Origin of the sequence: Candidatus Cyanaurora vandensis (assembly GCF_013285555.1) — a bacterium.
Classification (GTDB): domain Bacteria; phylum Cyanobacteriota; class Cyanobacteriia; order Gloeobacterales; family Anthocerotibacteraceae; genus Cyanaurora; species Cyanaurora vandensis.
This window is the reverse complement of record NZ_JAAXLT010000008.1, coordinates 1-20,422: the sequence shown is the minus strand read 5'-3', so window position 1 is coordinate 20,422 and position 20,422 is coordinate 1. Positions and strand designations below refer to the sequence as shown.

Here is a 20,422-nt window from a genome sequence, read left to right as displayed (position 1 = left end):
GAAGCCAAATTCATTGACTTTTCTCAATCGCGGGCTTTTCTAACGGAAGAGTACGTCGTTTTTGATTTCACCGAGCCAACGTGAATGCAAACCTGCCCGTCCCCGTGGGCAGCACCCGCGACCAACTGATCGAGAAGCGGTAATGGCTCAGCCCCAGTTCTTTGATCAGTTGACAGTCTGCCTGCCAAGGATGGTAATGCTCACAGGCCACATCCCCGGTCTCGCCCTGGTTTATTTTCCCTGGCGTATGGGCGAAAGTATCCCAGATACTGGGCCTCCGCCCGTCCGTCTGCGTCGTCCCATCAAGCGGGTCAATGGCCCAGGTGGAAGGGCTCGTGCCCCGCTGACCCGACTCCTCAGCAAGGACCGCATAATCCGGGAAATACCCCCCCAGGATTTTGAGGATAGTTTGCTCGGTGTGGGTATCGGCCTCACTGACAGAGGTTGCCGGGGGACTTTTCGGTGATGTTACTGAGTCGTCCCCAGTGCTGGCGTAACACTTCTCCCGCTGCCAACGCCGCCGCTGTCGCCGCGCTCAACGGTTCTTGCCAGGGCATCACCTACTCCGTTTGGACCGCCTCTAGGGTATCAGGACGTAGACGGCGGAACCACGGCAACTCGTAGTAAGCGTAGTACCTTAAGGTCGAGCATCCGTCAAACCTACCCATTCAGAGAATTGGCGGTCAACAGACGCTCGCCTCGTTAGCTTAAGGACGCGGACCGACCGTTGACAGCACCGGCGCAATGCCCCCACCCGCCAGAAAGATGTCTTCTGCAATCTGGAGGCCGAGGGGAACGCCGCCAATATATTTGTCGCCATCCTGCCTTGTGATATCGGCGGTGCCATCTGCTGTTACGGCAAAAGCATCAAACACCCAGTGGACCCCAAGGTATACCCGGCTACGCCCGTTTTCCTCAATCATTTGCGCTAGACCGCCGGGAAAGTCGCGTAGATGGCGGGGCCGGACTGTACCTTTGTTGTCGGTGCTGATGCCGTTGAGCTCGTCGGACACGAAACAAAGGCCATCGAACAAATTGTCACGGCTCAACGTGCCGTCGCTCAACCTACCCCCTTCGTTGTAGAAGAGCCGCGTGATATGGAAGGCGGCAGCGCCGAAGGTCGCGTGTCCCGAGGGGTAGGCGGGAAACGGTGGGGTGAAGTTCTTGCCCAGGCGATTGGTCTGAGGTCCACCTAGGGGCAGCCACCCAGTATCACAGCCCTCAACAATATCGTTTTCGCACGCAGTGGTTGCGGGTCCCATGGAGGTATCGTGTTCACGGATACCGAGGACCGGTCGCCAAAGATCATGAATGTACTTCTGGTCCCACGCAAGCATCGCGGCATCAGCCATCGCGACGTTCACGAAGGCAAACAAGCGGGCATTAGCGGCAGCCGAGTTAGCGCGGGCTGTGGCAACCAAGCGGATGATCTGGTTATACAAACGCGGCGGCGATCCTAATTGAGCTACCCCGTCGTAGGCCCAGAAAACACCGATCAAAGTTTCATCCACGGTCCGGGCCGCAACACCTGCTGGGAGTGTTCCCATGAGTTCCGGTGCGATACCTTTGCCACGCACCTCCCGCAGGGCATTTCGGTATTCATCATTAGCGAAGGGCGGGGCGGCTAGTTCAAAACGCTCAGTGACAGCAAACCCCTTAGCGTTCGCGCCATAAAACGCACCATGGAAACCCTGGCCGGGGTTATCGGGATCGGGGCGATGCTTGCCGCGTGCCGACGAGGGCACATAGCCCGGACTGTCGCCACTAGGGTCGCCTGCTCGGTCAGCCAGGATTGCCTCGGCCACAGCCACCCCAAAGCTCGTGCCTGGATCGGACGGATCATCGGCGGCAGCAAGCATAAGATCAAAGAAAGACCGCTGTCCTGGAAACAACTCAGACAGAGCTTTGTGCGCCGCCGCTGCGACAGCCGCATCAATTGAAGCACCAGCAGGGGGTGCCGGTGGGAGGGCCAGGTAACGCGGCAGGGCCGCCGGTATATCGGTTCCGGCATAGGCGTCATACATCGCTAGATGAACAATCGCCAGCGCGCGTGCGCTACGCGTTGGGCCGGTTTGTTCGTTTAGTCCGTTGGTATGGCTTACCCGGTTTGCTTCCAAGGCGACCAGATTCCATAACAGAATAGGGTCATTCATATCGTTTTCTCCTTTAGACAAGTATTTATTCTTGCCAGATGTTGATAATAGGACCATAAATTAATCAAGGGGTAATGAGAGGGTAACGAAAGAGATAGAACTTATCAATAAGAAAACACCTATTACTGATTACCCTCCCTACGTCCATTAAAATAGTATGAATACGCCTAATTGATTAAGTATCAAGACGTAGACGCTGGAACCACTGCTGCAACTGTTCGCGGCAGGCCAATTCCTCGACTCCAGCTAGGACGGTGAGTGGGTGACAAGAGCGTGGGCTTGCCGGTAGATTCCAGACAGTATGGATGGCTCCAGCTTGGGGGTCATCGGCTCCATAGACCAAGAGACCCACGCGGGCTTGGACGATGGCCCCGGCACACAGGGCGCAGGGTTCTAGGGTGACTCTTCAAGGTGTGTACTCCGGTCAAACTTGGTCCGGGTCTACACCCAACTCTCGCAAACGAGCGCGGAGAATTTCATTAACACGCTCAGCCTCTCGCCGCGCTTACTTCTGGTCGTCGGGGTTAAACAACTTCTCCCCCGTGTCCAAATGATAGAAGCCAATCACCGCCCCTCCAATCGCTAAACGCAGACCCAGCACACTAGAGCAATAGTCCCTAATGGGCAGGTAAACCCCTGCCGACAGACGATAGCCAACCAATGGTTCCTTAATCCATTCCCCCTTGGGGTCAAATAACCAATACTCCCGCACTCTCAGACGGACATAGAGGTCCTTTTTCCTCCCTTGGTCATCCTTGCATGTACTTTCGGAGGTCATCTCAAAGACCACAGCAGGGACTTGTCCCTCTTCCCAAATCATGTAGCTATCCCGTCCGCCCCCAGGCACGTCCGGTATCACCATCACATCGGCGGCAACACAGGCTTTGGCGTTGCGCTGCTCATAGAACAAGTACTGGTTGGCGAGAAAGTCCCCTCACGCTCTGGAGGGATGTTCTGCTCTTGGGCCAAAGTTTTGAGGTAGTCTTCCAGCACCAACAGCGTCACGAGGATGACCCAGGGTCTTTTCTCCCCCGCTCCGATTTATCCGGCCCTAGAGGAAACCACCCTGGCCTTCTCCTTGAGCAAGTTGCATGAGAATCTAGGCGCGGATGACCCCTTGGTGCAAAAAGTGTTGGGGAAAGAATCCCCCGAAGACCTCGCGCGGTCCCTAGTCCAGGGGACCAAACTCGCCGATGTCAGCCTGCGGCAACAGTTATGGAAGAACGGAACCGCTGGCAGTGATGACCCGATGATCCAGTTGGCCCAGCGCATTGACCCTGAAGCCCGCGCCCTGCGTAAGACCTACGAGGATAAGATTGAATCCACCCTCAAAAAGAATAGCGAACTCGTTGCCAAGGCTCGTTTCGCCACTCAGGGGACGAGTACCTACCCCGATGCCACCTTCACCCTGCGCCTGAGTTATGGTTCCGTCCAAGGCTACCAGGAGGGTGCACGGTTCAGCCCGTGACGTTTATCGGGGGCGCGTTTGACCGGGCGACCGGGAAGGACCCCTATGCCCTACCTGCCAGTTGGTTAACTGCCAAAACCCAAGTCAACCTAGGGACCCCGTTTAACTTTGCTGCCACCACCGACATCATCGGCGGCAACTCCGGCAGTCCGATGGTCAACCGCCAAGGCGAGGTCGTGGGTCTAGTTTTCGATGGCAATATTCAATCTCTCGGCGGTGCCTTTGGCTTTGACCCACGGGTGAACCGGACCGTCGGGGTCCACAGTGCCGCTCTCCTTGAGTCCCTGCGCTCGATCTACCGGGCTGAACGCGTCATCCAGGAACTCCAACCCATCACCACCGCTCGCGGGAATTAAGTAGCCCCACTAGTAGGGGACCAAGGCGAAAAAGTTGAAAAGACATTCTTGCTCCCCCTATCCTGCTTGCCTATGCTCGTCAGGGTACGAGGGAGGCGACGGCAATTACTGCTTCACTGGCTCTAGTAAGCTTTGGAGTTCGCCACGGTAATAGAGTTCACGCAGGATATCTGAGCCGCCGACAAACTTGCCGCCGATGTAAACCTGGGGGACGGTCGGCCAATTGGAGTATTCCTTGATCCCTTGGCGAAGATCTGGGTCTGACAGTACGTCCACAGTTTCATAATCTACCCCGGTAGTCTCCAGAATCTGAACGACAGCCCCCGAAAACCCACACTGGGGGAAGTAACGGTCTCCCTTCATAAAGACCATCACGGGGTTACTGGTAATCAGGTCATCGAGCTTCTTTTTGGTCAAGTCATTCATTGCAGTTTCTCCCATTGGGCCGGGGTGTAGGTTTGTAGAGCTAAGGCGTGGATGCGTTCGCGCATCAAGTCACCGAGGGCCGCGTAGACTAGTTGGTGTTGTTCAACGAGATTTTTGCCCTCGAACTGGGGAGCCACCACAAGGGCTTGGAAGTGATCGCCCCCGCCCGTCAAGTCGCGGACTTGGACTGTGCCTGTGGGGAAAGCTGTGTTCAGGGTTTGGGCAATCGACGCGGGGTCCATGAGCATTCCAGACATCTCCTCTCATTGTAAGACTTCCCGCTCTACTACTAAAGGACCAGGGAAAAGTACAGGTACCAGAATCACAAACACAATTCATCATCGGTATAACAGGCCACTGTCCACGCTTAGAGAAGGTCAGCCCATCCTTAGGACTGCAATGGCCTATGAGTCATCTTTACGCGTACGGCCCGACCCATTTCTAGCGAGAATGTTTGTGGGGGCTAGGCAGCCTTGGCGGAGGGGACTCATCGTGATAGGGTGTCAGGCCAGAATATCTACTAAGTTAATTACAGTAAGTATTATGACCTAAAGAATATTTGAACAGTTTAATTTTTACGTTTTTTCCTTGGTTGTTGTTACTGGGGGATCGTTCTATGTTGGTTTCACTTTGTACTACGGTGAGGAGTCCTAATGTCCCACATATTCATCGTTGGTATGCCCCGCTCGGGCACCACACTCATGAACTCAATCCTGACCGCCCATCCCGAGGTCGTCATTGGTCCAGAAACTCACTTTTTAGACCGTTGGATGCTGCGCTATCCCCAGCTAAATATGAGCCGTCCCGCCGATTTCCGGGTATTTTGGCAGACCTTCAAGGACACGGTTGAGTTTGGTCAGTTGGGTATTGAGGCAGACCGGGCTTTAGTGCGTTTAGAGACGATGGGGACCCTCAGCTACCAAAAAATATTTACTGGGGTCATGGAAGAATACCTCGCGCTCGTCCAGAAGCCGCGCTGGGGTGAGAAGACTCCCGACCACTATCGCCACCTCGGGACCCTCCTGGCTTGGTACCCCACGGCGCGGGTACTCTGGATGTTGCGTGACCCCCGTGCCGTCGTCGCGTCTCTCGCCAAGATGTCCTGGTCCGGTGAAAAACCCGCTGTCGTCCATGCCCAGAAGTGGCGCGAGAGCATGGATCTGTTGAAGCAGTGGGGCGGGGATGAACGGGTGCGGTTAGTACGCTACGAGGATCTGGTCACTAATCCTGAGGGCGAAGTCCAGTCCATCTGTTCTTTTTTAGACCTCGCCTTCATCCCAGCCATGATTGAGGCGAAACAATCCTGGGGCGACAAACGCTACAACACGAAGAGTGCTGCCCTCAAACCCATCTCCCAAGATAGTCTCCAGAAATGGCGCAAGGAACTAACTTCTAATCAAGTCGCCGCTGTCGAACACATTACCCGTCTAGAGATGGTTGAATACGGCTATACCCCAGACACCGAGCGGATGAGTCCTTTCCAGTTTGCCGAGCTACAGTTAGTCAAAAATCTTTACAAAGTGAAACGGCAGGTACAACTGCGGACGCGCCGCATCAACAACCTTAGTAAAGCGCAGCCCGTGTCGTGACTTCCCGTCTCAGCCGTCTTCATATGATGTATGACGGGAGTATGTCAGGATAAGTACGATAAATGGAAAATGGGATGAGAACCGAAAAAGACTCCCTAGGCGAACGGCAGCTACCTGACGACGCCTACTACGGCATCCAGACTCTGCGGGCGGTCGAAAACTTTCCGATCAGTGGTCTCAGGCCCCATCCCACCTTTACCTACACCTGTGCACTGATCAAACGGGCCGCCGCGCTAGTGAATGCTGACCTCGGCTGCATCCCGGTCCCATTGGCCCAGGGGATCGAGCAAGCCGCTACCGAAGTGATGGCGGGTAAATTCGCTGACCAGTTTGTGGTGGATGTGTACCAAGCCGGGGCGGGTACTTCCCACCATATGAATATCAATGAAGTCATCGCCAACCGTGCCTTAGAAATCCTGGGTCAGGCCAAGGGAGATTACCAGACTCTCAGCCCCAACGACCATGTGAACTACGGGCAGTCCACCAACGACGTGATCCCTACCGCCATTCGTCTCGCCGCCTTGATCCTACTGCGGGATTTTTTACCCCAGATTGAATACTTGGCTGAGGCCCTGTACCAACGCGGAGAGGAGTTTGCAGGAGTGGTCAAATCCGGGCGGACCCATCTACAGGATGCTATCCCCGTCCGTTTGGGCGATAGTTTCCAAGCTTGGGCCGATATTGTCCTCGAACACCACCATCGGCTCTACGCTGTCCAGGGTGAACTCAAGGCCCTCGGTCTCGGTGGGAGTGCCTGCGGTACCGGCCTCAATACCCACCCCCAGTTTCGAGAACAGGTGATCGGGGTATTGGGTGAACTGACGGGTTTCCCGCTGCGACCCGCCCGTAACCCGATGGCCTCGATGCAGAGTATGGCGGCTTTTGTTCAGACCTCAGCGGCCCTGCGTAATTTGGCCCAAGACCTCACCAAACTCGCCAACGATTTACGTCTGCTCAGTTCAGGACCCAACACTGGGCTCGGGGAGATCAACTTACCCGCCGTCCAACCCGGTTCCTCAATCATGCCCAATAAGTACAACCCGGTCATCCCCGAGATGTTGAATATGGTCTGCTTTCAAGTGATGGGTAACGACACGACGATTTTGCTCGCAGCCCAGGCGGGACAACTAGAACTCAACGTAATGATGCCCCTCATCGCTCACAATTTACTACAAAGCCTAGAACTGATGACCACCAGTCTCCGCACCTTCCGGGTCCGCTGTGTTGAGGGGATCACCGCTAACCCCCTGCGGTGCCGTTACCTTGCTGAACGTTCCTTGGCCCTCGTTACTGTCCTCAACCCTTACTTGGGCTACCTCAAAGCGGCGGAAGTGGCCCAAGTGTCCCAAATTAGTGGTCGTTCTCTGTCAGAGATCCTGATTGAAAAAAATTATCTCAACGAGAGCAAGCTAGCTGAATTACTGAATTTAGACGTCATGAGCCAAATGAATTTCTCTTAAAAAGAAGCCATCACCATCGCGGAAGCCCAGAACATTCCACCGACAACCAGGGTACTGAGGACCGCCCCCGCAAACGCCCAGTGGTGAATGGTCCGCGAACGCATTGCCCAGAGCCCAATAATCAAGAGTAGTGCCCCGACCCCAAGGCCCCAGAATAAGCCCCAGAGGGTGTGCATCTGTCCGAGAGCTTGGTCCATCACGACCTGTAAATTCTCAGGACTCTCATCGCGCATTACCCGTCCCCACCAGGGAGTCAAGCCCGTACCCCAGATGTAGACGTCGGTGAGCGTAGTCCCGACGAAAGAACCCAGGTAAAAAGCACTGCCCACCCGAAAATGTTGGTAAGCAAGCATCGCAATCGGTATTCCCAGGGCCTCCACTGGCAAATGCCACAAGGGGTCTTCACGCAACCAGCCCCAGTACAGCCCCCCGCACCACCAACTCAAAGTAAAACCAAAGAGCAGACTACCCAAAAGCCGGGTATTGGGACGAGTTCGTAAACGGTAACTCAAGAACAACCAACCCAGGGTCAAGGCCAGACTCCAAAAAGGCGCAATGCGAACCAGGGGAGCCTGGACAAATACCGGAATACTGACCAAAAAAGCCGCTACTCCAAAAGCATAGAGTCTGGGTTTAATTGCCGAACGCTGGGCTAGAAGTAGGGAGGTCAAGGGCTTGCCTGGATTGACTTTACAAATATTAACACGGGTATACAGAGATTAATCTTCGTCTTAGTGGTGAATTTAGCTTGGTTTTAGGTAATTTGCTACAGGTTAGTTAACGGAAGCTTAAAGTCCGCATGAAATAATCACATTTGTCATTTCTGGTCTATCCTTCCATGAAATCCTTCTTCCCAATCGCTCGTCTAGGTTTGGCAGCGGTGCTGTCGCTGTCTACGGTGGCACAGGCGGCACCGAAAGTTATTCTCATCTCGCTGGACGGGGCCACCAAACCCGTCGTGGATTCCTACTTCAGTAGTGGGGTTCTCGATCAGAACGTGGGGCTCGGTGTCCTGCGTAGTCATGGTACTGCCGCTAGACGCAACATCACGGTCGTCCCTTCCCTCACCGCACCCAGCCACATCGCCATTGCCACAGGTTCCATTGCCTCACAGAACGATATCAACGCTAACTCCTTCCATCTAGTCAATAGCAACTTCACTACCAACATCAGTGGTTTTGGTGCGCCGATTGGCGGCTATACCCTGGGCAATCCGCCCGCCCCTGCCACCACCCCGACCGCTGAACCCCTCTGGGTCCAACTCCGCAAACACGGCAAAACCGTCGCCACTGCCACTTGGCCCGGTGGTGATGGCGTAGATGTGAAGGAACCCAGCAGTGGGGTCATCGTCCAACCCGCTATTCCCACCCGCACCGTGGACTACACCGTGCCTTTCGGGTCCTTTGGCGGCATCGGGGCCAAGGGCTATGACTTGGTGGGTGGTTTCGCTACCGCCCCCCAGACCACCGTGGACCAACTCACCGCCGCCGGGAAGGCTTCCTTTAGCCCGATCCAGCAGACCATCGCACCTCTGGATACTTTCTCCGTGAGCGGTGGACCGACCTATGTGATCCAAGTTGCGGCCCTCGATACCAGTAACGACAGCACGGTCAATTACGACACCCTAGTTTTCTTTGATACTGCTAACGGCATCCAGCCCGGTCCCTTCAGTCTGCCTGCCACGGGTCCGGCCTACGTCAAGCTCAACACCTCTGACCAGTTTTACCTAGAGGGCAGTCCCAACAAAGCGGGCTTGGCTTTCTATGTCACCCTGCTCAACGCCGACTTGTCCCAAGTCCGGGTCGCCCACTCCTCCGCCAACAACATTCCCCGTAACCCGACAGTCCTCGCCACCGTGGACGACGTGAACAACAACGTCGGGTTCTGGGCACCCCAGCCGGACTTCCGCATCCCTGAGCGGATTAGCCCTGGTTTCACGACTTTCCCTGATGCTGAACTTGAAGTGATTTACCAGGACCAAGTGCGGACCTTTGTGCAGTATCAGACTCAAGTAGGGCTACGCGCCATCGCCCAAAACCCCAACGCCGACTTGGTGATGATCTATATTGAGCAGCCCGACGGCTCCGGGCACCAGTTCACCCTGACGGACCCCCGCCAAGCCACTTGAATCAGTGACCCCAATTCGATTGGCACCGGCCAGGACCCGGTTAAAGTCGCCCGTTACCAGAACTACGTCCAGACCGCCTATCAGATTGCCAATAGTGCAGTTCAACAGGTGATTAACGCGGTCGGGACCGATGACACGGGCACCCCGAACAGCAACATCTTGGTCGTCTCCGACCACGGCATGGCCCCCTTCCATACCGCCGTCAACATGAACCAATTGCTGATCAACGCTGGGCTAGATACCACCAAAGTACGGGCCGTCACCAGTGGACCCGCCGCCAACGTCTACATCAGTCTCCAGGGCCGCGAACTCAACGGGACCGAGGACACCACGTCCTACGCCAACCTGCAACAACAGATCGTAGACGCGCTGAAAGGCTACCTCGACACCAACGCCACCTACACCGACGGTAACAAGGCCATCTTCAGCGACATTATCTTCGCCAAACGCCCCCTCCCCGAGGGCTTTGGGACCAGTCGCTTGATTGGTCAAGATGCAGGTGATGTGTTCGCCATCCTCAAACCGGGTTACAACTTCGACGGTACCCAGGTCCCTGTGGTCATCCGCCAAGGCGATCCCGTCGTGACCACGCCCGTCCTCTCCGTACCCAACTTCTATGGAGCCCACGGCTACAACTCAGCGTTACCCCTGATGAGTGCTATCTTCTACGCCGCCGGACCCAACATCATCCAGGGACCGGACCTCACCCAAGTAACGAACATTGACATCGCCCCGACCATCCTCAAACTGCTCCAAGTCCCCCCCGCCGCCACGGTTCAAGGAAAGGTCCTCGACATCCTGAAGTAGACGTAGCGTACCCTGGCAAAACCCCCGCTTGCGTTGGGGGTTTTGCCTTCAGTTTACCAAGTTGACGAAATTGACAAGATTAGCTAGAATTGGGCAGCTGATTTCTTAAGGTTGTAGGTCGTGATTCATCGGTTGACCAGGGTTGGTCTTAAGCGAAATAAAAACATGAGCAGCGCATTTACGAAGCCACCCAAGGCTGATCCCGTCAACTTGTGGATTGATACTCTTTCCCCTGCCCAGCAAGAAACGTCGCAAGCCTTGAGACGCTCTTCAGAAGCGAAACTGCAAACAACGCTCAATCTTATTCTAAATTTGTTGAGGGAGTACCTGAAGACGGAATGCCCTGAGCCTTTAACCCGTTGGCTGGGTAAACGCTTACTAATGAATGCCGCACCGGATCCCAAGGAAGCGGCTTATGCTCGTGGGGAGCAAGTCAAGCGGGAGTTAATTGCGGAAGAAGGAGGTTGCTGGAGTGCGGCTGAAGTAGCAGAATATTTGGGGTTAACCCGTCAAGGGGTAGACAAGCGGCGGGCACAAGGTAAAATCCTTGCCATCACCCATCATAAGCGTGGCTATCTCTATCCAAAGTGGCAGTTTGATGTACCGGGAATCGAACTAGTTTTCACCGCCTTGTCCGATGAAGATGACTGGACTAAAATGCTTTTCATGTTGGGAAAAACGCCTCGCTTTGAAGGTAAAAGCCCCTTACAAAAATTACGAGAAGGTCATTTAACCGAAATTCTACAGTTTGCTCAGCAATGGGGTGAAACAGCGGCTACGTGACCCTTCCTGCTCCCCATCCCCTCCCGCCCGACGACTTAAGCACAGCGAGGACTACCTTTATTCCAGTGGAAGGGACTCTTTTATCGCATCCATAAAACTAAGCGAGAAGCATTCGCGTATCGGCTCGGCGGTGATTCACGATACGATGACCCGAATAAGAATTTTGGTTGCATCTATGCTGGTGGTAGCGTTGAAACAGCCTTAACGGAAACTGCCATTTGGGAAACAGGGAAATGTGCGCTCTCTCAAGGCTGGCTACAGAGCCGTACCCTATCAATTTTTTCAACTCAACGCCCGTTAAACCTTGTGGACCTCACCCAAGGACCCAGCTTATACAAACTTGGAGCTGATGCTGAGCTAAGTGTTGGACGCGACCGAGTTCTCACTCGAACCTGGAGCGAAGCATTTCATGCCCATCCTTGTAGAATTGATGGCCTTGCTTACGTCGCTCGACATGGACCACGGCAGGATTGCTGCGCTACTTTCGACCGAGTTATAGCGAATTTGGAGATCGAGAACCAGTTTGGTTTGTGGGAATATCATTTGGGTGGTGGCCTAGACGAGTTCATCGAGAAATATGGGATTCAAATTTTGTCCTAGAGATTGGCTTAGCTTAATACCTGCTCTAGCTGACCAAGGGTAAGGAGCAGAGGGTAGCCTTCCTAGAGATTTTGCTTGGTCTCATAAACTTATAAATCATAGACTCCCAGCTGACCTTACTCATTGATCCCGCTTGGTGCCGTTGACACTCGTTTATAAAATTTGATAAATTGATTTACTGTCGCCTTTCACACGGAGAGGTAGAGGGGCTCGGGGTATCCGCTGTTCCACCAGCCGACGAGGGTACACCACCGCACCCCCACGGTCGGCGACAAAAACGCTCACCGCTGCATAAAGACAAGGATGTTACACCATGGCTCGCGCTAAATTTGAACGGACCAAGCCCCACGTCAACATCGGCACCATCGGTCACGTTGACCATGGTAAGACCACCCTGACCGCTGCTATCACCATGACCTTGGCAGCCCTGGGTAACGCCAAAGCTAAAAAATACGACGAGATTGATGCGGCCCCCGAAGAAAAGGCACGGGGCATCACCATCAATACCGCTCACGTCGAATACCAGACCGATCAGCGGCACTATGCCCACGTGGATTGTCCTGGGCACGCGGACTACGTTAAGAACATGATTACCGGGGCCGCTCAGATGGATGGCGCGATCCTGCTGGTGTCCGCTGCCGATGGACCGGAACCCCAGACCAAGGAACACGTCCTTTTGGCTCGTCAGGTCGGCGTACCCGCGCTGGTTGTCTTCCTCAACAAGGCCGATTTGATGGAAGGTGAGGATGAACTAGTGGAACTTGTCGAACTCGAAGTCCGTGAACTCCTGAGTAAGTACGAATTCCCCGGCGATGACATCCCCATCATCAAGGGCTCTGCTAAAGAAGCTCTAGACTTCATCCAAGCCAACCCCACCACCAAAAAAGGCGGCAATAAGTGGGTGGACTGCATCTATGAATTAATGGATGCGGTAGATGCCAGTATCCCCACCCCCGCTCGTGAGACCGAAAAACCCTTCTTGATGGCAGTTGAAGACGTGTTTGCGATCACAGGCCGGGGTACAGTCGCCACGGGCCGGATTGAGCGCGGTGTGGTCAAAGTCGGCGAAGAGATTGAGATTGTTGGTCTACGCGACACCCGCAAAGCCATCGTCACGGGTCTGGAGATGTTCCAGAAGACCCTGGAAGAAGGGATGGCTGGGGACAACATCGGGATTCTATTGCGCGGTGTCAAAAAAGAAGACATTGAGCGCGGTATGGTCTTGGCTAAACCCAAGAGCATCAATCCCCACACCCAGTTCGAGGCCCAGGTCTACGTCCTCTCTAAGGAAGAGGGCGGACGGCACACCCCCTTCTTCCCTGGTTACCGCCCCCAGTTCTACGTACGGACCACGGACGTAACTGGGAGTATTACCCTACCGGAAGGGGTGGAGATGGTGATGCCCGGTGACGACATCCAAATGATTGTCGAACTCATCCAACCCATCGCTATCGAACAGGGGATGCGCTGCGCTATCCGCGAGGGTGGACGTACCGTCGGTGCTGGTGTCGTCGCTAAGATCCTCAAGTAGTTCATGACCCCATGGCCCCTGATACTGCCCGGTCCGCCGTCCGCTATCAGAGTCCGTGGGGTTTTGCTCTTTTTTTGACGGCTCTCATTATAGCAGGGGTGGGTATGGCCTATTGGGGCTACAACCTGGGGCAACGGGCAGCAAAAAACGTCTCAGTGCCCACTTCCCTAAACCTAGTCCAGCCCTCGGCAAATCAAGAAAAAGCCGAGGGTTTTATTCGTGAATTTGATGTCTTAGCACGGTTTCAGCAACAGGAGCAAGATATCCGTCGCCAAGGCTTGGGTCCGGTCCCTTTACCGGATGCGGACATTCAGGCTAGTACAGGTGTGAATTTAGAAGAATCAGATATTCTCGAGCCCGCTGAAGTAGTAGCTGCCCAAGAACAGGGGCAAGCGTCCCAAGAAACGACTAGTGCTGGGGTGAATCTCCGGGTCGAGGATGTGCAACGCTTAGCGAATGCCCTAGTCTTAGAGCTTAACCTGACTAATCAGGGCGGTACGGATCGTCGTTTCCTCTATGGTGATGCTTTCAACCTTCTAGTCGTCTCCGATGACCAGGGCCGCCGTCTGAGTACCCTGACGACGGGTTTGCCCGGTGATCTACCGGCCGATGGTTCTACCTATGCGGGGAGTATTGAGGTCCCAATTGATGAACTAGGCGAAGCCCGCTACCTAAGGGTGAGTTTGGCAGATTATCCAGACCGTCAGGTAGATCTAGTAATTGGTTCCCTGAAAGTCCCTCGCTAGTCTCCGATACGCTAAAATAAATAAGTTTTACGGGATGTGGCTCAGCTTGGTAGAGCGCTGCGTTCGGGACGCAGAGGTCGCAGGTTCGAATCCTGTCATCCCGAATCCCTATAGTTTTTTCGAGTGAAGTCTAACTATCGCGTCTCTTAATGAGCAGTAGCTGAAGACCTGACCAGCATTGTGTAAACTCCATCTATGAAAACAGACAGCATCTTCTACTAACTGTTTCTGGCCTTCCCGGAATTCTTCTTTGAATTGATTGGTCAGCCTGCTACCACGGCGGCAAGCTACCAGTTCACTGCTGTGGAGGTTAAGCAGACTGCTTTTCGTTTCGATGGCATCTTCCTGCCCACGGACTTACACCAACCGCTCTACTTTGTCGAAGTCCAGACCTACTCTGACCCCTTGTTCTATGCCCGCTTATTTGCTGAGATTTTCCTGTATCTCTACCGTCATGCTCCCGCCCAGCCTTGGCAAGCGGTCATCTTATTTGCCACCCGTAGTCTGGAGCCGACCCAGGCGCAACCCTACCTAGCACTGCTTGCCAGTCCTCAGGTGCAGCGAGTCTACCTGGATGAGTTGGGCGATAGCGAGCAGTTGGGGGTGACGATAGTGCAGTTAGTCGTTGCCCCTGAGTCGGTAGCACCTGCCCGAGCTAGGACGTTGTTGGTGCAGACCCAGGCACAAGTCCAGGACCAGAGCTTGCAGCGTGAAGTAATAGAATTAATTGAGACCATCATGGTTTACAAGTTTCCTCGTCTGAGTCGTCAGGAGCTAGAAGTGATGCTCAACCTCGATACACTCAAGCAGACCAAGGTCTATCAAGAAGGTCGTCAAGAAGGAGAAGAGCAGACCAAATTGCGGCTGATTCCTGTGCTACTTGCCCGTGGGCTGAGTCCCGCTGAGGTGGCAGACATCTTAAGCCTGACCCTAGCCCAAGTCATAGCCCACCCCGAGCAGTCCTAGGGGTTCTTGTATTAAACGACTATGTAGGAAGACAGGCTCTTCTACTAACCATACAGGCTCTAGGTCGTCCTCCCTCCTGGGATAGGTCTTAGCCTATGATGGGCTCAGCGAGGGGAACTGCCCATGACCATGATTGAGACCCGTGCTGACCGCATGGTATTGAGCCTCGGTCCCCATCACCCTTCTATGCACGGGGTGTTGCGGCTGATTGTGACGATGAACGGGGAGAACATTGAAGACTGTGAGCCTGTCCTGGGTTATCTCCATCGCGGTATGGAGAAGATTGCCGAGAACCGTACTATCGTTCAATACCTGCCCTACGTGACCCGCTGGGATTACGCTGCGACGATGTTTACCGAAGCAGTGACGGTCATGGCCCCGGAGCAGTTAGCGGATGTGCCCGTCCCGCGTCGTGCCCGCTATATCCGTGTCTTGATGATGGAATTATCGCGGATTGCCTCCCACTTACTCTGGCTCGGTCCCTTCATGGCGGACTTGGGGGCCAACACCCCCTTCTTCTATATCTTCCGGGAACGGGAGTTGATCTATGACCTCTTTGAGGCAGCGACCGGGATGCGGATGATGCACAACTACTTCCGTATCGGCGGCGTGGCGGTGGACCTGCCCTACGGTTGGGTGGATAAGTGCCGGGATTTTTGCCATTACTTCGGTCCTAAGGTGGATGAGTACGAGCAACTAATTACCAACAACCCGATTTTCCGTCGGCGCGTCGAGGGTCTAGGCGTGATCTCGCGGGAAGAAGCGATTAATTGGGGACTGTCGGGGGCGATGCTCCGGGCCTCGGGGATTGACTGGGACCTGCGGAAGGTAGACCACTATGAAATCTATGATGAAGTGGACTTTGAAGTGGCTTGGGCAACCGAGGGCGATGTCTTGGCGCGGGATCTTGTCCGCCTCAAGGAGATGCGCGAAGCCAATAAAATCGTCCTCCAGTGCTTGGACCAACTCCCCGGCGGACCCTACGAGAACCTGGAAGCCCAACGGATTACTGGCGGTCCCAAGAGCGAGTGGAACAGTTTTGATTACCAGTTCATCGGCAAAAAATCCGCACCCAACTTCAAAGTCCCCCAGGGTGAACACTACATCCGGGTCGAGGCGGCGAAAGGGGAGCTCGGGATTTACCTGATTGGTGACGGCACCACTAACCCTTGGCGTTTCAAGATCCGTCCGCCTGGATTTGTGAATCTGTCGCCCTTGGCCCAGATGATCCAAGGTAACAAGATCGCTGACCTAATGGCGATTCTGGGTTCCGTGGATATCATCATGGGCGAAGTAGACCGCTAGTTGACCGCGTAGTAAGCCGTGAGCATCTGTTGGAGCGGTTCTTCTAAGCTCTTGGGCATGGTGAAGAACCGTTTTGAGGAGGTGTCCATCTGCTGATTCGCCAGATAGGTGGCATGGAAGAGGCCGCGCTCCAATTGGCACCAACGGTAGAGTCGTGTGTGCTCTTCGAGAGTGAGCTCTGGGTTCTGGCGGGCATAGATGGCTAGAACCTGGGTTTCAAGTTCCGGGGTGGCCTTGCGTAACAAGGTAACGAGGTCCATGTGGGCCACACCTAACCCAGCCCATTCCCAATCCAGGACCTTGACTTGAATGGGGGCAGTGCGGCGGAGGATGTTGGCGCAATAGAAGTCGCCGTGGATCGGCTTGAGGGCCTGATAGGCATAGAACTCGGGGTTGTTGTGGACTTTGGCGATCTTGGGCCAGAGGCGGGTAATCTCGTTAACCGTGGTATTGACAGAGCGGCGGGAGAACCGTTCAAAGGTTTTTTGGGCCTGTTCGCGGAGCGCGGTGGAGAAGTTGCGGTCATAGCTGAGTAGTTTGCCCTGACCGGACAGTTTTGCCCACTGACCCAAGAGCCGATGGAAGGTCCCGAGTTCAGCGGCGACCATCAGGGTAATCTGGGGGGTAGTTGCGTTCTGGTAATCCGTGTCTAGGTCTTCAAGTAAGTATTTGTATTGTTTACCGGGGCTGACTTCTTGACAGTAGTAGGCTTCAGGTAGGAAACGGGCTAGACTCGCTTGAGCCTTGGTATAAACCCAGTATTCGGGTGAACCGGGCGGATTGCCGAGTTCGGCTACCGCTGGGACGCGCTCGGGGCGATAGGTGGTGTTTTTGTAGAGCAGGGTCCAGGTGCGGTCTCGCTCAGCAGTCAAGTGGAGCCGGTAAGTGAGGCTATCTTTCCAGGCTAAGGACGAACGGTTGGCCTCCACGGTCAAGTTCGTGTGGGCGACGCGCAGTAAGGGCCGGTCTAGGTGTTCACGACACAACTCATCCAAAAGGGTGAAGCTGAGTCCCTCGGGTAAACCAGAAATTAGCGTTTTTTGTAGTTGTCTAATCACCAGGGGCCTCATGCACAACGCTGGTATAGGTTAGCGAGTGTTGCGAATTTAGTCAAGGGCGGGCGGTTCCTACGGTCTGGAGAGGGATTTGGTAAGATGAAAAGACCTCCGCGCAGTGAGTGTGGGATGAGAAACAAAGTAGTAGCGGCCCTCCTAGCTTTTTTCCTGGGCGGATTCGGCCTACATAAGTTTTATCTAGGCCAGACGGGATGGGGCGTACTGTACTTGGTCTTCTGCTGGACGCTGGTTCCAGGGCTGGCTGGATTTGTCGAGTCTATTTTGCTACTCCTCGCCTCAGACCAGGACTTTGACCACCGCTTCAACCCCAATATCTTGCCGTTCTATAGTGGGAATCCCGTCGAGCAAGCTTTGGGCTTGGAACGCTTGGCGGAGTTACACGCTAAAGGCTTAGTTACCGATGAAGAGTTCGAGGCTAAGCGTCGGCAACTCCTGGAGCGCATGTAGTGCGGCGACTATCTACCCCGAGTTGGTTTTATACAGCGGCGATCCCCGGTCTGGGTTGGCTCACCCTTCTAGTGGCTGGCTACCGGAGCCGAGACCGTTGGGCGGTTTCCTTGGCCCTAGCCTACGGTGCGGTGGGGTTTTTGGGAGTGAACTTAGGGCTAGAGGGTGTATTTTTTAGCAGTTGGGTAGCGGGAATCGTCCATTTAGCGTTGATTAAAGACGATTACACAACTCGTTTACAACTAGCCCAACCCAAGACTGGGATTGGCACGACCCAAGAAGCGTTCTTGGCCCAAGCAGCAGGTTTACGGGTAGACATCAACCAAGCGACCCAGGATGAATTGGTCTACCGTCTCAACCTCTCAATTCTCCAAGTCAACCGGATCTTGGCCTTACGTCAAGCCGGGATGATCTTTACTTCGATTGAGGAATTGGCTGCCCAAGCCGCGATCCCGCTCACTAAACTCAAGGTGGTTGAGCCGATTTTGTGCTTCGCCTACTATGACCCTGAGACTATCACAGCGGCCTGGATGCAGGTGAACATCCTGACGGCGGCTGAAATTAGTCAGCAGTTTAACTTAGACCCGGATTTAAGCCAGCGGCTAGTGGCTGAGCGAGATGTCCACGGGGCTTTTACCTCGCTGGTGGATCTGCGCCAACGGGTCAGTCTGCCCTATAACGAGTTCCATAAGTTGTTTTAATAACCCTCAAGGCTGGACTTCATGCCCATTTAGAACTTGTTGGACTTGACGTTCCGTGTAGAGCGTAATCCCCTCGATCCGTTGGACATACCCGTAGCAGACCGGGCCAAGTTTGAGGGCGGCTTCCTTAAGTAAGGCGTTAGACAATCTTTTTAGAACCCCGAGAGCGGGCTCTAGGCAGTAATGCAGGAGGCTCCAATACAGTTGGAGTTGTCGCTGGGCTTGCTGTAACTGCCCTTCAAGCTGCTGGTTACGCTCCCTTAAGAGGGCACACTGTTGTTCGAGGGCGGCAAGACGGAGGTTTACGGCGGAGGGGTCAGACAGCAGGGGTAGGGGATGCATTTCTGAATGCTGCATCGGGACGGCTTTCCTTTGGGTGGTGGCAAGGGCATAGATGTTTATAGTTCTTAGCGTTAAATCCGACTATATCTAATCTATCTCAGGGTAGGGATTGTCCAGGTGGCAAGGAAACGGGAGGTTATTCCTCGGGGGGAACAGGCTGGACGACCGGGAGACGGACCTGCTCAATACGGCTGACGGGGGGGAGCCAGGGCCGAGCAACGCGCTGAAACTGGCGAGGATTACCAGAAACACAGAAACGGTAACGGGCTGGGCCACTATGGGTCAATCCCAACACCTTGAGTTCTTGGCTAGCGGCGGTCACGGCGGAGCGGGCGGGGTCCACACGGGGGATGGAGCCTAGGTGCTGGGCCACGAGCGGTTCGAGCAGGGGGTAGTGGGTGCAGCCATAAACTAGCACGTCGAGGGGCCATTGTTGGAGGGGCGCGAGGTATTGGGCCACAATCCGCTGGAGCTGGGGGTGTTGGGGCGCCAAGGGGTCCATCGCCCCAGCTTCAATTAGGGGGACAAATTCGGGGCAGGCTACGACTTGGACCAAGGCACGGGGGTCGGCTTCCTGGATCGCTTGTTGGAAAGCTCCACTTTTGACCGTGGCGGCTGTGGCGAGGACCGCGACTCGTTGCCCCAGTTGGACCGCTTGACGGGCACCAGGCAGAATTAGGCCCAGCAGGGGCACAGGCACCTCGGCGCGGAGACGTTCCAACACCAGGGCCGTACTCGTATTACAGGCCACAATGATCATCTTGACCCGGCACTTGAGCAACCAAGCGATGATCTCGCGGACAAAGACTTCAATCTCTTGGGAGGAGCGCGGGCCATAGGGGACACGGGCGGTATCCGCGAGATAGATAACGGATTCCTGGGGGAGTTGGGCCTGGAGTTGCCTGAAGACGGTCAAACCGCCCAGGCCACTATCGAAGATACCGATGGGTTGGTTAGCGTGGATCGGGTACAATTTAACGTTTTCCTCGAAGATAGCGGTCTATGGCCCGAGCTAGGCCCGTGGCAAGTTTCTGTTGGCGGTTGTCGTCCACCAATTGCTGCACTTCAAAAGCATTGCTCACATACCCCCCTTCTAGGAGGATGGCAGGCATGGTGGTCTGGCGGATCACGTGGAACCGGGCCTGACGCACCCCCCGGTCCGGTCGCCCGGAAACTCCCACCGCCGCCCGGTGGATCAAGCTTGCGAGACGGGCACTGCCAAAACGGGTGTAGTAGGTCTCGATCCCCTGCGCCCAGGGGTTGTCGGAGGCGTTTTGGTGGAGGCTCACGAAGAGGTCGGCGCGGGCTCGTTCAGCTAAATCTACCCGGCCCTGCAAAGGAATAAAACGGTCATCCTGGCGGGTGTAGCCGACGCGATAGCCCAGGTCCACCAGTTCACGACCGAGCCGCAACGCGAGCTTTAAATTGATATCTTTCTCTTGGACACCGCCCACGCCTAGGGCACCGGGGTCTGAACCGCCATGACCGGCATCCACAAAAATCAAGGGCTTCCCGGCGTTGAGGGGGGAGGGGTCAGG

Annotated in this window: 22 protein-coding genes, 1 tRNA gene and 4 pseudogenes; 14 read left to right on the top strand and 13 right to left on the bottom strand. The window is 55.0% G+C overall.

Going from position 1 to position 20,422, the window contains the following annotated elements; genetic code table 11:
- Window positions 1–94: 94 nt before the first annotated feature.
- The 6 genes and pseudogenes from HFM78_RS00525 to HFM78_RS00505 form a co-directional block, all read right to left on the bottom strand.
- Window positions 95–316, bottom strand: a pseudogene (locus HFM78_RS00525) (family 1 glycosylhydrolase); the annotation flags it as partial.
- Window positions 317–349: 33 nt separating this feature from the next.
- Window positions 350–412 (bottom strand): annotated as a pseudogene (locus HFM78_RS16050) (hypothetical protein); the annotation flags it as partial.
- 19 nt (window positions 413–431) lie between these two features.
- Entirely contained in the window at window positions 432–557 is a 126-nt protein-coding gene (locus tag HFM78_RS00520; RefSeq protein ID WP_287127455.1) for a hypothetical protein, read from the bottom strand.
- Window positions 558–707: 150 nt separating this feature from the next.
- Window positions 708–2,210 carry a vanadium-dependent haloperoxidase gene (locus tag HFM78_RS00515; RefSeq protein ID WP_287127454.1) on the bottom strand — a complete coding sequence of 501 codons (1,503 nt, stop codon included), beginning with the start codon at window positions 2,208–2,210 and terminating at the stop codon, window positions 708–710.
- 118 nt (window positions 2,211–2,328) lie between these two features.
- A pseudogene (locus tag HFM78_RS00510) lies at window positions 2,329–2,556 on the bottom strand (nucleoside deaminase); the annotation flags it as partial.
- A 102-nt stretch (window positions 2,557–2,658) separates the two neighbouring features.
- Window positions 2,659–3,063 (bottom strand): Uma2 family endonuclease, encoded by a 405-nt coding sequence (locus HFM78_RS00505; protein WP_287127453.1) that lies wholly within the window; start codon window positions 3,061–3,063, stop codon window positions 2,659–2,661.
- Window positions 3,064–3,162: 99 nt separating this feature from the next.
- Between HFM78_RS00505 and HFM78_RS00500 the strand changes: the two are divergent.
- Window positions 3,163–3,977, top strand: a pseudogene (locus HFM78_RS00500) (S46 family peptidase).
- A gap of 105 nt (window positions 3,978–4,082) precedes the next feature.
- Here the strand turns inward: HFM78_RS00500 and grxD are convergent.
- On the bottom strand, window positions 4,083–4,403 hold the full coding sequence (gene grxD, locus HFM78_RS00495; RefSeq protein ID WP_287127452.1) for a Grx4 family monothiol glutaredoxin: 321 nt from the start codon (window positions 4,401–4,403) through the stop codon (window positions 4,083–4,085).
- A complete protein-coding gene (locus HFM78_RS00490; protein WP_287127451.1) occupies window positions 4,400–4,645 on the bottom strand; it encodes a BolA family protein in 246 nt (81 codons plus the stop codon). Before HFM78_RS00490 ends, grxD begins: the two co-directional genes overlap by 4 nt.
- Window positions 4,646–5,056: 411 nt before the next feature.
- On the opposite strand from HFM78_RS00490, the gene HFM78_RS00485 reads away from it, so the two are divergent.
- Together HFM78_RS00485 and HFM78_RS00480 are read left to right on the top strand one after the other, a co-directional pair.
- The gene (locus HFM78_RS00485) at window positions 5,057–5,992 is read left to right on the top strand and encodes a sulfotransferase (RefSeq protein WP_287127450.1); all 936 of its coding nucleotides are present in this window, start codon (window positions 5,057–5,059) and stop codon (window positions 5,990–5,992) included.
- Window positions 5,993–6,066: 74 nt separating this feature from the next.
- A complete protein-coding gene (locus HFM78_RS00480) occupies window positions 6,067–7,452 on the top strand; it encodes an aspartate ammonia-lyase (RefSeq protein WP_287127449.1) in 1,386 nt (461 codons plus the stop codon).
- Here the strand turns inward: HFM78_RS00480 and HFM78_RS00475 are convergent.
- Window positions 7,449–8,123 (bottom strand): DUF3120 domain-containing protein, encoded by a 675-nt coding sequence (locus HFM78_RS00475; RefSeq protein ID WP_287127448.1) that lies wholly within the window; start codon window positions 8,121–8,123, stop codon window positions 7,449–7,451. The genes HFM78_RS00480 and HFM78_RS00475 overlap by 4 nt on opposite strands.
- Window positions 8,124–8,290: 167 nt before the next feature.
- On the opposite strand from HFM78_RS00475, the gene HFM78_RS00470 reads away from it, so the two are divergent.
- The 9 genes from HFM78_RS00470 (at window position 8,291) to HFM78_RS00435 (ending at window position 16,318) form a co-directional block, all read left to right on the top strand.
- Complete coding sequence (locus HFM78_RS00470) at window positions 8,291–9,580, top strand: alkaline phosphatase family protein (protein ID WP_287127447.1); 1,290 nt, start codon at window positions 8,291–8,293, stop codon at window positions 9,578–9,580.
- Complete coding sequence (locus HFM78_RS00465; protein WP_315861911.1) at window positions 9,581–10,387, top strand: alkaline phosphatase family protein; 807 nt, start codon at window positions 9,581–9,583, stop codon at window positions 10,385–10,387.
- Window positions 10,388–10,507: 120 nt separating this feature from the next.
- Window positions 10,508–11,170, top strand: coding sequence for a hypothetical protein (locus tag HFM78_RS00460; protein ID WP_287127446.1), 663 nt, complete (start codon window positions 10,508–10,510; stop codon window positions 11,168–11,170).
- Between the two features lie 87 nt (window positions 11,171–11,257).
- Window positions 11,258–11,770: an RES family NAD+ phosphorylase gene (locus HFM78_RS16045; protein ID WP_396033419.1), complete on the top strand. Its 513-nt coding sequence runs from the start codon at window positions 11,258–11,260 to the stop codon at window positions 11,768–11,770.
- A 313-nt stretch (window positions 11,771–12,083) separates the two neighbouring features.
- The gene (tuf, locus tag HFM78_RS00455) at window positions 12,084–13,301 is read left to right on the top strand and encodes an elongation factor Tu (RefSeq protein WP_287127445.1); all 1,218 of its coding nucleotides are present in this window, start codon (window positions 12,084–12,086) and stop codon (window positions 13,299–13,301) included.
- Window positions 13,302–13,312: 11 nt separating this feature from the next.
- Window positions 13,313–14,047, top strand: coding sequence for a hypothetical protein (locus tag HFM78_RS00450; RefSeq protein WP_287127444.1), 735 nt, complete (start codon window positions 13,313–13,315; stop codon window positions 14,045–14,047).
- 30 nt (window positions 14,048–14,077) lie between these two features.
- Window positions 14,078–14,151: transfer RNA gene (locus HFM78_RS00445), tRNA-Pro, on the top strand.
- A gap of 118 nt (window positions 14,152–14,269) precedes the next feature.
- Window positions 14,270–15,013, top strand: a complete 744-nt coding sequence (locus tag HFM78_RS00440; protein WP_315861885.1) for an Rpn family recombination-promoting nuclease/putative transposase — start codon at window positions 14,270–14,272, stop codon at window positions 15,011–15,013.
- A 123-nt stretch (window positions 15,014–15,136) separates the two neighbouring features.
- Entirely contained in the window at window positions 15,137–16,318 is a 1,182-nt protein-coding gene (locus HFM78_RS00435; RefSeq protein ID WP_287127443.1) for an NAD(P)H-quinone oxidoreductase subunit H, read from the top strand.
- On the opposite strand, the gene HFM78_RS00430 is transcribed toward HFM78_RS00435, so the two are convergent.
- On the bottom strand, window positions 16,315–17,376 hold the full coding sequence (locus HFM78_RS00430) for a phosphotransferase (RefSeq protein WP_287127442.1): 1,062 nt from the start codon (window positions 17,374–17,376) through the stop codon (window positions 16,315–16,317). The genes HFM78_RS00435 and HFM78_RS00430 overlap by 4 nt on opposite strands.
- A gap of 126 nt (window positions 17,377–17,502) precedes the next feature.
- Here HFM78_RS00430 and HFM78_RS00425 point away from each other — a divergent pair, with 126 nt between their 5' ends.
- Together HFM78_RS00425 and HFM78_RS00420 are read left to right on the top strand one after the other, a co-directional pair.
- Complete coding sequence (locus HFM78_RS00425) at window positions 17,503–17,841, top strand: NINE protein (RefSeq protein WP_287127441.1); 339 nt, start codon at window positions 17,503–17,505, stop codon at window positions 17,839–17,841.
- Window positions 17,841–18,542, top strand: a complete 702-nt coding sequence (locus HFM78_RS00420; RefSeq protein ID WP_287127440.1) for a helix-hairpin-helix domain-containing protein — start codon at window positions 17,841–17,843, stop codon at window positions 18,540–18,542. The genes HFM78_RS00425 and HFM78_RS00420 overlap by 1 nt, the downstream gene beginning before the upstream one ends.
- 6 nt (window positions 18,543–18,548) lie before the next feature.
- Here HFM78_RS00420 and HFM78_RS00415 read toward each other — a convergent pair whose 3' ends face one another.
- From HFM78_RS00415 to HFM78_RS00405, 3 genes are all read right to left on the bottom strand, one after another.
- Entirely contained in the window at window positions 18,549–18,899 is a 351-nt protein-coding gene (locus HFM78_RS00415) for a hypothetical protein (protein WP_287127439.1), read from the bottom strand.
- Window positions 18,900–19,020: 121 nt separating this feature from the next.
- Window positions 19,021–19,857 carry a glutamate racemase gene (gene murI / locus HFM78_RS00410; protein WP_287127438.1) on the bottom strand — a complete coding sequence of 279 codons (837 nt, stop codon included), beginning with the start codon at window positions 19,855–19,857 and terminating at the stop codon, window positions 19,021–19,023.
- Window position 19,858: 1 nt separating this feature from the next.
- Window positions 19,859–20,422 (bottom strand): N-acetylmuramoyl-L-alanine amidase (locus HFM78_RS00405; RefSeq protein ID WP_287127437.1); only part of this gene is annotated, 564 nt, incomplete at its 5' end.